Below are 13025 nucleotides of genomic sequence, written 5' to 3' on the forward strand. Positions count from 1 at the left end.
CTTGTTCTTATGTTACACACCTATCGAGCCTGATTGAATGGCCCTATCCAATCCTTTTTTGAGTTTGTTGAATGCTTTGATGGCGAGTTGCACTTTATTGGTGGGAATGCTCGGGACGTTCAGCCCAGCCTTGTGCAACATTGTATAGAAAGCAGATTTTTTGCTTGTCGGTATTCCAATCTTATGCAGAGTCTTTATCGCCAATTCCCGCTCGTTGGTTGGCAATTGAGCAACAATCGCAAAAAACTTTACAGGGTCTTTTCTAAACAGATTTTTGCTGCTGTACCTATCAATAAAGTTCCTGTCAAACTGAAAAGTTTGGTCAAATCTTTTCTCTGCTGCATCAAAAAATTTTGTCTTATTAAAACCCTGTTTGACCTCCTTTCCATTTAAAATCGTGGTGTTTTCCTTATGCTGTGTATCTGGGGAAAGGCTATAGCTATTGGTAACATCTTTTCGACTTACGATGATATGGATATGCGTCTGCATTCCTTCTTTTTTCATTCCTTCGGTCAAGATTTTACCCTCAACTTTATAGGGAGCCTCCGCAATCAGTCTATCAATTTCACGCTGTGTTTTTCTGGCACTTCCCTTTAGTTCTCCCCTATTAATTTTGGCAAGGTCGTTCTTAAGTTTTGCAATTCTTTTTCGATAAGGTTCATTGGCTTTCACCTTTTTTTCGAAGCCCCTATACGTCCGTTCGTGTTCTATTTTTGCATAGTACTTTATGTCATCAACGGTAACTATTCTGTCCCGATAAAAAGAAGCTGCATAGTCCTTCATCAATTCCCTGGTATACTTGCGAAGCAACGCAGGGTCGTTATTGATGTGTTTGAGTTCCTTGGCACTTGGACTCACCACTATGGAATAAAACTTTGGGTCTCGTTTTTTCAATTTTTTGGTGTTCCCATCAATCTCGGAAATGACGGTTTCGGGACTGATTTGATTGTTGTTCTGGTCAAAAAAATGTTCCTGTAACTCTGGATGTTTTCCTTCGTTTTCCTTTTCCAAATAGTTCACATAATCGGTTACACTACTGTTATAGGTCTCGAAGTTTTCTCCAATCTTTTGAGGTGTGATATTGATGTGCATTACGTATTGCTTTTTAATGTTCTCTTGAACTTTTCCAGCTCTGATTTGGAGATGTTCAGCCTTAAATATTCTTTCCCAAAACTGCCTTTTACCAACTCCACATTGCCCAAAATATGTCCATAGTCCCTGGTTAGATTTTGCATCTTTTCGGACAGTCTTTCGTATCGGATTTTGGGCACTGTGATTTCAATCTCAGCAACCAAATCCTTTTCTTTTTCCACTCGTTTCCTTTCTTTTCTTACAGGCTTTTTGTCCTTTATATTCTCACCAAAAAGGGAAAGCAGCATTGCATTATTGGGCTTGGTCTGGTTGATTTCGATGTCCCTTATTATGGCAATGGTGGCCTCATTCCGTTTGATGGAGGTATCGGTACGCGCTCGGTTTTTAAGTATTTCCTGAATGATACTTTTGGCGAACTTCTGTGATGGATTCAGCCCGTGCCACTCAAAAAAATCCATAATGGATTCCAAACACTCTGAATAGGATTTCGCCATTTTCTTGGAGAATGCCCTAAACCTTTTCACGGTGCTTTCCTTAAAGCGTATCGATTTGAATCCGTCCATTGTCACAATATTTTTTCCTGTTTATGGGGCTTTCCATTTGATTTGTCACAATCCTTCAATCTTCCAATATTGAAGAAATCTTCATCAACACTTGTGTTTATGGGCCTTTGCGTAGCAAATCAAACTCATAGCGTCGCTTTAGCGCGCTACCCTCTTGCTATTCCTTTTCGCCCGCACACGGACGAAAAACAATACAAATACCAAGGTATTCGCTGGCTCTTGGTTTGATGCGAAAAGGATTGGTTTTAAGAAAGTTGAACAAGGGATTTTAGCGTATTCTTAGGGGATGTTTCTTTTTGTTGAATATGCATCAAAGAAAAAAGGACAGTCGTAAAACTGCCCTTTCAAATTGTCCATCTATATGGTTTAAATATTGAATACGTAATCATAGGAATATAGATTACGTTGTGCTTCCTGTTCTAAAAGCGATTGGTAACTGATGTTATTTCTTTTAGCAAATCGCTTTAACTCCGAACCGTATTTGTTTTCAATATCGGACTTTGATACCGAAAGCAAATACTCTTGTGTATCGCTATCTAAATTTGTGAAGTTTAAATAAATCATAACCCAAATTTTAAAGCAATCCTTCATCAGCAAAACTGAAATACTCCGCATTGGGCGTTATGATAATATGGTCTAAAACCACGATGTCAAAAAAGGCTGTGGCAGCTTTTATCTTCTTTGTAAGGCTCTTATCAGATGCGCTTGGGACAAGTGTCCCGCTCGGGTGGTTATGGGTCAAAATAATCCCTACCGCAAGGCTTTTTAAAATCACCGCCAGTAGTAATCGTAAGTCCACGGGCGTACCTGTAATGCCCCCTTTTGAAAGTTCAAATACGCCCTTGACCTTGTTGCCATTATTTAGCAATAGTACCTTAAAACTTTCGTGGGCTGCAATGGTATCTTTATCCCAATAGTCATATATAAATGTCGCTGCGCTTTGCGACCCTTTTATCTTTATCCATTTATCGGATTTTATCCTGTCTTTGTAACTAATCTTTATTTCGTTAACTTGCTCTCTCATTGTTATCTATATTACGTTAATAATGAAAAAGAGGGCGTTACTTTTGCGGGTGCGCCCTCTTTACTTTTTTAAAAACTATCGCATTTAAGCTGCTTTCTCCGTTTTATTTTTACGGCTTGATGTTCTTCTGCGCTGTGGATTTTTATTTCCTGTGGCAGCTTCTTTGCTACCTCCATTTGGATTGTCAACGGCTGTTTCCGTTACTTCAATTTCATTGACGGGAACACTTTCATTTTTGGAACCCAATAATAAAATTTCACTGGCCACAATTTCGGTCACATAGCATTTCACACCCATTTCATTGGTATAGCTTCTTGAAATCAATTTACCTTCAACGGCTATCTCTTTGCCCTTGTAGGTATACTGTTCGATAATGTCCGCTTTCTTATCCCAAGCAACCACATAATGCCATTGGGTGGACTGTACTTTTTCCCCTTGTGCGTTTCTGTAATACTCGTTTGTTGCCATTGAAAAACGGGCAACCTTATTACCGCTTTCAAGGTTCGTGATTTTTGGCTCGTTGCCAATGTTTCCGATTAACTGAACTTTGTTTCTTAATGTACTCATAACTTAAAAATTTAAAATATTAGAATTTCGATTTTGCCTTATTCACAAGGCCTTTAAAACTGATTTACTTATTATATCCAGAGCGTTTTCCCTTTTTTGATTTTTTAACTTCCGTGCCGCTTCCGTTTTATTGTTTCTGTATGATTTCATTGGTTTTATTTTAAATGATTTACTTCCCATAGTGCCGTCGCTGTTACCTTTTTTGATGCTGTTGTGGATTCAATATTCAGGCTTTGTGGGGCGTATAAAAAGTGAAGTGGAGCGAAACGGCTTTATGCCGCCTTGCAAAGCCTGAATGTTGTTATTTTGCCGACAAAAAAGAGAACAGTGGCGACCGAGAGGGAATGCGTTTAAAGAAAATTGGAAGAATACGGACCGCAATGGAAGCGTGTGCGGAAGCACTAAATAAATGTTATATTTTAGCGTTTTATGTTAAAATTCGATACTTTTGCTTATTAAATGAAGGAGTTTTTTCATAAAATATCAGCTCTCGTTTTAGCAATCCTTGTGTTGTTCTCTACGATGTCTTTTACCGTAGAAATGCACTATTGTGGGGATAATTTGGTTGATGTTGCATTCTTCAATGAAGCCAAAACCTGTGGTATGGAGCAAATGAAACCTACCAAGGAATGCGGTGATAAAATGGAAGAGAAATCGTGTTGTACCGACAAGCAAATCGTTGTTGAAGGTGAAGACGATTTAAAAAATACCGTTGTCAACCTTAGTTTTGAGCAGCAGGTATTTTTGGTAAGTTTTGTGCATTCGTATTATAACTTATTCGAAAGTACAGAAGCCGCTGAAACTCCTTTTCCAGAACGTCCACCTCCACTACTGGATAAAGACTACCAAGTCCTCTACGAGACATTCTTAATCTGATTTTTGGATAACTACAAATTCGCCCTGCGGTCAACCGTATAGGGCTAAACGTGTTTTGTACCGCTTTTGCAAAACGCCTGTAATTATCCAAATATTCAGATGATATGCTTAACAAAGCCATTAAATTTTTAATAGAGAACAAGTTGGTAGCCGTGCTGCTACTGGCCCTTTTTGTAGGTTGGGGAGTGGTCAATGCTCCCTTTAAATGGGACACGGGCTTCTTGCCCAATGACCCTGTGGCCGTAGATGCCATACCTGATATTGGCGAGAACCAACAGATTATCTATACCCAATGGGCAGGGCGCAGCCCACAGGATATTGAGGACCAAATCACCTATCCGTTGACGACATCCCTGTTGGGAATTCCTGGGGTGCGTACTATCCGTAGTTCTTCGATGTTCGGCTTCTCCACCATCTTTGTCATTTTTGAAGAAGATGTAGAGTTCTACTGGTCCCGTAGCCGTATTCTTGAAAAACTGAACTCCCTACCATCGGGATTGCTCCCCAATGGCGTCAATCCGTCTTTGGGGCCTGATGCCACCGCTTTGGGGCAAATCTTTTGGTATACCCTTGAGGGGCGTGACGACGATGGTAATGTTACGGGTGGTTGGGATTTACAGGAATTACGTAGCATACAGGACTACTACGTAAAATACGGGCTTTCTTCGGCCAGTGGCGTATCTGAGGTAGCTTCCATTGGCGGTTATGTTCAGGAATATCAAATCGATATTGACCCTGAACTGATGCGGCAATACAACATTGGACTGCACCATATCGTAAAGGCCGTCAAACAATCCAATAAGGACATTGGCGCACAGACCCTTGAAATCAATCAAGCCGAATATTTGGTACGGGGTCTGGGCTATGTAAAATCCATTGCGGACATAGAAAATACGGTGGTGGATGCAGAGAACTTCACATCGATACGGATTAAGGATGTCGCCAATGTCAATTTAGGCCCAGCGACCCGACGTGGTATATTGGATAAAGAAGGGGCAGAAGTAGTTGGTGGTGTGGTAGTGGCACGCTATGGGGCAAATCCCTTGGAAGTAATCACCAACGTCAAAGAACAGATTGCCGAACTATCGGCTGGCTTGCCTTCAAAGGTGTTGGCTGATGGGCGTACCTCACAGCTTACCATAGTACCGTTCTATGACCGTACCGAATTGATACAGGAAACTTTGGGTACGCTCAATGAGGCATTGACATTGGAAATCCTCATTACCATTCTGGTCATCATCGTAATGGTATTCAATCTGAGAGCATCCATCTTAATATCAGGCCTGTTGCCCGTAGCCGTACTGATGGTGTTTATAGCTATGAAAGCCTTTGGCGTGGACGCCAATATCGTAGCATTATCTGGTATTGCCATTGCCATCGGCACAATGGTGGATGTAGGGGTCATACTTTCCGAAAACATCATCAGGCATCTGGATGATAACAAGCAATTGGAACCCCCACACCAACTGGGTATTAATACGGTGGTGTACAATGCCACAGCGGAAGTCTCGGGGGCAATTCTTACCGCAGTATTGACAACCATTATCAGCTTTATCCCTGTCTTCACAATGATAGGTGCCGAAGGAAAACTGTTTCGACCATTGGCGTTCACCAAAACAATGGCATTGACTGCTTCCATTGTCGTAGCCCTGTTCCTGATACCTCCCTTTGCTGCCTATATTTTCAAGAAGAACACGATTAAAACCGTATTCCGATACGGTATTAATGCACTCTTGATTGCCTTGGGAATCACGGCATTGATTTTTGGTTATGGCCTGGGACTGTTATTGATTGCTTTTGGAACACTTTCCATTTTATTTATGCGGGATATACTTTCGCGAAAGCAATTCAATCTGGGGAATATCGGCGTTTCCATAGTGGCTATCGTAAGCCTTCTAGCGGTCTATTGGAGACCTCTTGGTTTTGATAGAAGTATTGTCATCAACTTCATTTTTGTGGCCCTTATCTGTTTTGGGTTGTTGGGCACTTTTTGGGTCTTTAGAAAGTACTATACTCGAATCTTGGAATGGGCATTGCAAAACAAGCTCGCCTTTTTGGCCTTACCCACGGCAATCGTTGTTTTTGGGGTGTTGATTATGCGTTCTACGGGCAAAGAGTTTATGCCATCCTTGGATGAAGGCTCTTTCTTGTTGATGCCAACATCATTACCACATTCTGGTGTTGCCGAAAACAAACGGGTGTTACAGCAGTTGGATATGGCGGTGGCAAGTATCCCCGAAATCAAGACCGTAGTGGGAAAATCAGGTCGTGTGGAATCGGCATTGGACCCCGCCCCACTCTCAATGTATGAGAACAACATCCAGTACCGACCCGAATACGAACGCAATGAGGAAGGCAGCCCACAACGCTATCGGGTCAATGAAGATGGCTTGTTTGAACTAAAAAATGGAAAACTGGTTGCCAATCCAAATTCAGAATACCAAAATGAAGCAAACTATACCAATCTCGTTTCCGACCCCTATCGTATCAATCGCACTCAATTGATTGCCGATGATGACGGGGAATATTACCGTAACTGGCGACCTGAGATACGCTCCTCAAATGATATTTGGAACGAAATTGTACGGGTGACCAAACTACCTGGGGTAACCTCTGCTCCCAAGTTACAGCCCATAGAAACCCGATTGGTAATGTTGCAAACGGGAATGCGCGCACCAATGGGCATCAAGGTCAAAGGGCAGGATTTAAAGCAAATCGAAGCTTTTGGATTGGAATTGGAAAACATCCTTAAAACCGTTGAAGGGGTTAAAGAACAGGCCGTTTTTGCCGAACGGATTGTGGGTAAGCCCTATTTGCTCATTGATATTGACCGAGAGCGATTGGCACGTTACGGAATTACCATTGAGAATGTGCAACAGGTACTTTCGGTAGCTGTTGGAGGCGTACCCTTGACCCAAACTGTGGAAGGCCGTGAACGCTATGCCGTGCGGGTGCGATACCCAAGGGAACTGCGCGACCATCCCGAGGATTTAAAGAACATCTATGTTCCCGTTTCCAAAGGAAGCCCTGTACCACTAAGTGAACTGGTGACCATACGATACGAACAAGGACCACAGAATATTCGAAGCGAAGACACCTTTCTGGTAGGTTTTGTTCTCTTTGACAAATTGGACGGTTACGCCGAAGTCAATGTAGTGGAAAGTGCTCAAGCTGCTATTCAAGCGCAAATTGACAATGGCAATTTGATAGTACCCAAAGGCCTTAACTATGAATTTGCAGGCACCTATGAAAACCAGCTACGGGCTGAAAAAACCTTGTCGGTGGTCGTGCCCTTGGCACTGGCCATTATCTTTTTGATTCTCTATTTCCAATTCCGTTCCGTAGCCACCTCCTTGATGGTGTTTACGGGAATTGCCGTTGCCTTTGCAGGAGGTTTCTTGATGATATGGCTTTATGGACAGGATTGGTTTTTCAATTTCAGCCTCTTTGGGGAGAACCTGCGCCAACTGTTCCAGATGCACCCTATCAATTTGAGCGTGGCGGTATGGGTCGGTTTTATTGCCCTGTTCGGTATTGCCACCGATGATGGTGTAGTGATGGCTACCTATCTCACCCAAACTTTTGAGCGCAACCGACCCAAAGACCTTAAAACGGTACGTGCCGCTGTCATAGAAGCTGGGCAAAAAAGAATACGCCCCTGTTTGATGACCACGGCCACGACCATACTGGCATTACTTCCCATTTTGACCTCTACGGGACGGGGAAGTGATATTATGATACCAATGGCGATACCCAGTTTTGGGGGAATGCTCATTGCGCTCATCACCCTTTTCGTAGTCCCTGTCTTATACAGTTGGCGAAAAGAAGTCCAATTAAAACGAGAAAGCAAATGAAAAAGCTACTATACATAAGTGTTCTTTTTGTTGTATCCATTCCATTGAATGCACAGGAGCTGCAAACCTATTTGGAAGAGGCTGAAAGGAACAATCCCAAGATTCAACGCTTTGAACTACAATATCAGATTGCTTCCGAAAAAGTAAATCAGGCATCCTCATTGCCCAATACCGATTTTGGTGTAGGCGTTCCTGTGAGCAGCCCAGAGACCCGTACAGGACCACAACGGTTTAAGGTCTCGGCAAAGCAGCGCATTCCTTGGTTCGGGGTCATTACGGCACGTAAAAATTATGCGAGTTCTGTGGCCGATGCACAGTATGAGGACATTGCGATTACCAGACGTAAACTGGTGGCCGATGTATCGCAATCCTACTACAAACTCTATGCGCTCAAGGCACAACAAGTTGTTTTTGATGAGCAGATAGCCCTTTTAAAAACCTATGAAACCCTAGCCTTGAATTCTGTGGAAACAGGAAAGGCATCAGCGGTGGATGTGTTGAAATTGCAGATTCGGCAGAATGAGCTGACCGCTTCCAAGAGCGTACTGGAACAACAGTTTCTGGCAGAACAGACCCATTTCAATAAACTTTTAAATCGGGAAAAATCCATAGCGGTTGCCGTGGTGGATGGGTTGGAACTTCTTTTGGAAGGAGAAAACGATAATCTGGACAACTTAAAGTTGCACCCTGAATTGGTGAAGTATGACAAGCTTTTTGCCGCTGTGGAACAATCAGAACTGGTGAACCAAAAAGAAAGCAGCCCCAGTTTAGGGTTTGGTCTGGACTATATCGCCGTTGCGGAAGGCCCCATCACCAATTTCAATGATAATGGCAAGGATATTTTGATTCCTTCCGTATCGTTTTCCATCCCTATTTTAAACAAGAAATACAAGTCGCAGAGCAAACAAAACAAGTTGCGACAAGAGCAACTATTGGCCGAAAAGCAAGAACGGGAAAATGTATTGGAATCCCTTTTGGATGCAGCCCTAAAAAACAAAACCGCTGCTCGAATACAGCACGATACACAAATCAAAAATTTGGAGCAATCCAAGAATGCCGAGCAAATCCTATTGAAGAACTATGAAACGGGGACCATTGATTTTAACGATGTACTCGACATTCAGGAATTGGGGTTAAAGTTCGAGATGAACCGTATCAGAGCCATACAACAGTATTACATACAGCATACCATCATTAATTACTTAACATATCAATAATTTAAAATAACAACATATGAAAAATAGAACAGCAATTATCGTATTCGCCATAGCATTTGGCCTATTATCCTGCAAGGATGCAGCAACAACAAAGAGCACGGATGAAAAAGTAACATCAAGCGAAAAAACAAGCACGAAAACCGATGGCACGCCTGCCTTTGATACAGATGAAACCACTGCCATTTTTCAGCAGTACAACCACATCAAAACAGCAATGGTAGCTAGTGATGCAGCAGCAGTAAAAACGGGTGCCAATGCTTTGCTCAACGTATCTGGGGATACCACATTAAAGGAAATTGCGCAGACCATAGCCAATGCCGATGGTATAGAAAACCAAAGAAAGGCGTTGCCCGACCTTACCGCTAGTGTTGAACGGTTATTGGATAAGGCAATTACCTCTGGAGCCATATACAAGCAATACTGCCCAATGGCCTTTAACAATACGGGAGCGTATTGGTTGTCGTCGGAAAAAGAAATCCGCAACCCCTATTTTGGAGATGCAATGCTCAATTGTGGGAGTGTAAAGGAGACTTTAAATTAAAATGACTTCGGGTAAAAGCACATATCAAATCACGCTTAAAAGCACCTTAAAATATATCCTTGGTATATCCCTGCTACTTTTTGCCAGTTGCAAGGAAGTACAGCATCCATCATATCAAAAGGCAACCCATAGTGGGGCTTTGCGCACCATAATGTCGGGTGATTTGAGTGCTACAGCCTCTCTGGATACGCTTGCAGCAAAAGACCATCTTTATGCCTTGGGTGCCGTATCACAACTCAAAGGGGAAATCCAGATTTTTGATGGTGTTCCGTTTATTTCAAACGTCAATAAAAATAACATCGCTATTGACCCCACATTTTCGAGGAAAGCCGCTTTATTGGTCTATGCTGTAGTACCCTCTTGGAAAGAAATCAAAATCCCAGCAACTATCAATACACAGGAGGCGTTGGAGGCTTTTATCATAGACAAGGCAGCATCTTTGAAGATAGATACCAGTGCACCTTTTCCCTTTCTTATTGAAGGAAATGCATCTTCACTCTCGTGGCATATCATTGATTGGCCCGAAGGTGATACGGAGCATACGCACCAAAAACACAAGGAGTCAGGTTTGAACGGGGATTTGACCGATACCGAAGTAAGTGTTCTTGGTTTTTATTCGGACAAACACAAAGGGGTATTTACACACCATTCCACCAATTTTCATATGCATTTTAAGACCAAGGATGGTCAGTTGGCTGGACACCTCGATGGTTTCACTCCTGGTTCAAAAATGCGTTTAAAATTACCAAAGCAATACAGCTATTAATAAGAATTTAGAACTATGGTAAACAGACATACGGCAAAATGGATTCGGAAATCCCATAGATACCTCGGTATCTTTTTGGGACTTCAATTTTTGATGTGGACCATCAGTGGTATTTATTTCAGTTGGACGGACATTGATGCCATCCACGGTGACCATTTTAAAAATATGGAGCATCAACCACAGGCCTTCACAGGTTTGATAGCACCTTCCGCGTTGAAACTGGAGAATGGAATCAATTCCATTGAAATCAGGGACATCAACAACGTGCCGTATTACTGGGTCAACCAAAACCAACTCTTTAACGCTCTGGATGGAAAGGTAAAATCCTCCATCACCAAAGACGAAGCTCTGTACATCGCAGGGAATCGTATCAAAAAAGAACTTCAGGTCAACGATGTAGCCTTTATCGAAAAAGTGGATACCCACCACGAGTACCGTGAAAAGTTGTTGCCCGCCTATGTGATTTCCTATGAAGGACACGAAAACCTAAAAGCATACGTATCGGCGGTCGATGGAAAATTCCAGACCGTTCGTCATCGAGACTGGCGCATTTTTGATTTTCTATGGATGACCCATACAATGGATTATGAAGGGCGCGATGATTTCAATACCACAGTACTGAGGGCTTTCTCGCTATTGGGGTTGATTACCGTGTTGAGCGGTTTTCTACTCTGGTACATCAGCTCACCTTCGATACTAAAATTTAAAAAACGATTAAAAAGAAACCAATGAAAAAGAATAGCATTTTTATTGTAGTAGCAGCCATAGTGGGACTATTGGCAGGCTATCTATTCTTCGGAAATTCAAGTCAGGAAAAAGCGGAAATGGAAATGCACGACCACTCGGCGCACTCCGATACCGAGGTCTGGACGTGTTCAATGCATCCACAGATTCGACAATCCGAACCAGGAAGTTGTCCTATCTGTAGTATGGATTTGATTCCTGCCGAAACAAGTGCGAACGGACTTTCCGAAGACCAATTCAAAATGACCAAAAACGCAATGGCCTTGGCCAATGTTCAGACCACTGTTGTGGGCAATGCTATGGGAAGCACCGAAAATAAGGTCTCCCTCTCAGGGAAAATTGCCGTAAACGAAGAAGCCAATGCCATACAGGCCAGCTATTTTGATGGACGCATCGAGCGGTTAAATGTGAACTATGAGGGTCAGGAAGTACGCAAAGGACAACTTTTAGCAACGATTTATTCCCCAGAATTGGTGGCTGCCCAACAAGAATTGTTGACCGCTGCCTCTTTGAAGGAAACACAATCGGAACTCTACAATGCCGTGCGCAATAAATTAAAGCTGTGGAAGCTTTCGGAAAAACAAATAAATACCATTGAGACCTCTGGAAAGGTAACTGAGAACTTCCCCGTATATGCGACCGTATCGGGTACCGTAATGGAAGTGATGCGTGCCGAAGGGGATTATATCAAAAAAGGACAGCCCATTGCCAAAGTGAGTAACCTAAATACCGTTTGGGCGGCATTTGATGCCTACGAAAGCCAGTTGTCCCAATTCAAAAAAGGACAGCAAATCAGTATAACTACCAATGCATATCCCAACAAAACCTTTGAAGGCACCATTTCATTTATAGACCCTATCTTGAACAACGCCACCAGAACAGTACTGGTCAGGGCTACACTCAATAATAGGGAAAACCTGTTCAAGCCAGGAATGTTCGTCACGGCGGAAATGGAAAATGGTGCGAATACAACGACCGATGAAAACTTGTATGTTCCCTCAAGTGCGGTACTCTGGACAGGGGAACGCTCCGTAATCTATGTGAAAACCAAAGCTGATGAACCGGTCTTTGAGATGCGTGAAGTAATGGTAGGCGCAAAAAAGGGGGAACAAGTAGCAATCACCTTTGGTCTTGATACAGGTGAAGAAATCGTAACCAATGGGGCCTTTACCGTGGATGCTGCCGCTCAATTGCAGGGCAAGAAAAGTATGATGAACAAGTCTGGGGGACGAACGACCACAGGGCACGAAGGGCATACAGGAATGCAGGAAGGCCATCAAATGGAAACAACGGAGCATTCTATGAAAATGGAATTGCCCGCCGCCTTTCAAAACAATTTTAAGCTGGCATTACCTGCCTACCTTAAAATGAAAGATGCCTTTGTTGCCAGTGATGCTGACCGTATAGCACAAGAAGCCAAAACCACTTTGGAAGGATTTGAAAAATTGGACCAATCCGCTATCGGTAAAATGGAAAAGGGTCATTTAAACAAAAGCATTGAGATGTTGAAAGCCATTTCAAAAAATGAGGATTTGGAAAATCAACGTGCGCATTTTGTGATTCTCAATGAAAATTTGGTTGCGCTCGCCTCCAATCTCGAATCTTTGGAAGGAACGATTTATGTACAGCAATGCCCAATGGCCAATACCAATAAAGGGGCCGTTTGGTTAAGCACGGAACAGGAAATACGAAATCCCTATTTTGGGGATGCAATGCTTACTTGTGGGAGTGTAATTGAAACCTTGGATTAATTTTTGCACTACGGTTGCACTAAAAAATTT

General features: G+C 42.6%; 12 protein-coding genes. 7 read left to right on the forward strand and 5 right to left on the reverse strand.

What is annotated here, in order from left to right:
• Positions 1 to 12: 12 nt before the first annotated feature.
• The 5 genes from mobB to ABN763_RS00390 all read right to left on the reverse strand — a co-directional run bounded on the left by mobB (position 13) and on the right by ABN763_RS00390 (position 3246).
• Positions 13 to 1092, reverse strand: coding sequence for a MobB family relaxase (gene mobB / locus ABN763_RS00370; RefSeq protein WP_410483419.1), 1080 nt, complete (start codon positions 1090 to 1092; stop codon positions 13 to 15).
• Positions 1092 to 1655 (reverse strand): BfmA/BtgA family mobilization protein, encoded by a 564-nt coding sequence (locus ABN763_RS00375; RefSeq protein ID WP_410483420.1) that lies wholly within the window; start codon positions 1653 to 1655, stop codon positions 1092 to 1094. The genes mobB and ABN763_RS00375 overlap by 1 nt, the downstream gene beginning before the upstream one ends.
• 366 nt (positions 1656 to 2021) lie before the next feature.
• Positions 2022 to 2219, reverse strand: coding sequence for a hypothetical protein (locus ABN763_RS00380; protein ID WP_410483421.1), 198 nt, complete (start codon positions 2217 to 2219; stop codon positions 2022 to 2024).
• 10 nt (positions 2220 to 2229) lie between these two features.
• Positions 2230 to 2679 carry a JAB domain-containing protein gene (locus tag ABN763_RS00385; protein WP_350286864.1) on the reverse strand — a complete coding sequence of 150 codons (450 nt, stop codon included), beginning with the start codon at positions 2677 to 2679 and terminating at the stop codon, positions 2230 to 2232.
• Positions 2680 to 2763: 84 nt separating this feature from the next.
• On the reverse strand, positions 2764 to 3246 hold the full coding sequence (locus ABN763_RS00390; protein WP_410483422.1) for a single-stranded DNA-binding protein: 483 nt from the start codon (positions 3244 to 3246) through the stop codon (positions 2764 to 2766).
• 459 nt (positions 3247 to 3705) lie between these two features.
• On the opposite strand from ABN763_RS00390, the gene ABN763_RS00395 reads away from it, so the two are divergent.
• The 7 genes from ABN763_RS00395 to ABN763_RS00425 all read left to right on the forward strand — a co-directional run bounded on the left by ABN763_RS00395 (position 3706) and on the right by ABN763_RS00425 (position 12995).
• Positions 3706 to 4122 carry an HYC_CC_PP family protein gene (locus ABN763_RS00395; RefSeq protein WP_410483423.1) on the forward strand — a complete coding sequence of 139 codons (417 nt, stop codon included), beginning with the start codon at positions 3706 to 3708 and terminating at the stop codon, positions 4120 to 4122.
• Positions 4123 to 4226: 104 nt separating this feature from the next.
• Positions 4227 to 7976, forward strand: a complete 3750-nt coding sequence (locus tag ABN763_RS00400; protein ID WP_410483424.1) for an efflux RND transporter permease subunit — start codon at positions 4227 to 4229, stop codon at positions 7974 to 7976.
• Entirely contained in the window at positions 7973 to 9193 is a 1221-nt protein-coding gene (locus tag ABN763_RS00405) for a TolC family protein (RefSeq protein ID WP_410483425.1), read from the forward strand. Before ABN763_RS00400 ends, ABN763_RS00405 begins: the two co-directional genes overlap by 4 nt.
• 16 nt (positions 9194 to 9209) lie before the next feature.
• Entirely contained in the window at positions 9210 to 9734 is a 525-nt protein-coding gene (locus ABN763_RS00410; RefSeq protein WP_410483426.1) for a DUF3347 domain-containing protein, read from the forward strand.
• A 1-nt stretch (position 9735) separates the two neighbouring features.
• Positions 9736 to 10500, forward strand: a complete 765-nt coding sequence (locus ABN763_RS00415) for an acetolactate decarboxylase (protein ID WP_410483427.1) — start codon at positions 9736 to 9738, stop codon at positions 10498 to 10500.
• A 15-nt stretch (positions 10501 to 10515) separates the two neighbouring features.
• The gene (locus ABN763_RS00420; RefSeq protein ID WP_410483428.1) at positions 10516 to 11232 is read left to right on the forward strand and encodes a PepSY domain-containing protein; all 717 of its coding nucleotides are present in this window, start codon (positions 10516 to 10518) and stop codon (positions 11230 to 11232) included.
• On the forward strand, positions 11229 to 12995 hold the full coding sequence (locus ABN763_RS00425; protein ID WP_410483429.1) for an efflux RND transporter periplasmic adaptor subunit: 1767 nt from the start codon (positions 11229 to 11231) through the stop codon (positions 12993 to 12995). The genes ABN763_RS00420 and ABN763_RS00425 overlap by 4 nt, the downstream gene beginning before the upstream one ends.
• The last annotated feature ends 30 nt before the right edge of the window (positions 12996 to 13025 follow it).

The sequence above is a fragment of the Spongiivirga sp. MCCC 1A20706 genome (assembly GCF_046524175.1).
GTDB lineage: Bacteria > Bacteroidota > Bacteroidia > Flavobacteriales > Flavobacteriaceae > Spongiivirga.

Coding starts and splice junctions, on each gene's coding strand:
- ABN763_RS00420 (WP_410483428.1), top strand. CDS start 10,516: ATGGTAAACAGACATACGGCAAAATGGATTCGGAAATCCCATAGATAC.
- ABN763_RS00415 (WP_410483427.1), top strand. CDS start 9,736: ATGACTTCGGGTAAAAGCACATATCAAATCACGCTTAAAAGCACCTTA.
- ABN763_RS00390 (WP_410483422.1), bottom strand. CDS start 3,246: ATGAGTACATTAAGAAACAAAGTTCAGTTAATCGGAAACATTGGCAAC.
- ABN763_RS00410 (WP_410483426.1), top strand. CDS start 9,210: ATGAAAAATAGAACAGCAATTATCGTATTCGCCATAGCATTTGGCCTA.
- ABN763_RS00405 (WP_410483425.1), top strand. CDS start 7,973: ATGAAAAAGCTACTATACATAAGTGTTCTTTTTGTTGTATCCATTCCA.
- ABN763_RS00395 (WP_410483423.1), top strand. CDS start 3,706: ATGAAGGAGTTTTTTCATAAAATATCAGCTCTCGTTTTAGCAATCCTT.
- ABN763_RS00400 (WP_410483424.1), top strand. CDS start 4,227: ATGCTTAACAAAGCCATTAAATTTTTAATAGAGAACAAGTTGGTAGCC.
- ABN763_RS00385 (WP_350286864.1), bottom strand. CDS start 2,679: ATGAGAGAGCAAGTTAACGAAATAAAGATTAGTTACAAAGACAGGATA.
- ABN763_RS00425 (WP_410483429.1), top strand. CDS start 11,229: ATGAAAAAGAATAGCATTTTTATTGTAGTAGCAGCCATAGTGGGACTA.
- ABN763_RS00375 (WP_410483420.1), bottom strand. CDS start 1,655: ATGGACGGATTCAAATCGATACGCTTTAAGGAAAGCACCGTGAAAAGG.
- ABN763_RS00380 (WP_410483421.1), bottom strand. CDS start 2,219: ATGATTTATTTAAACTTCACAAATTTAGATAGCGATACACAAGAGTAT.
- mobB (WP_410483419.1), bottom strand. CDS start 1,092: ATGCACATCAATATCACACCTCAAAAGATTGGAGAAAACTTCGAGACC.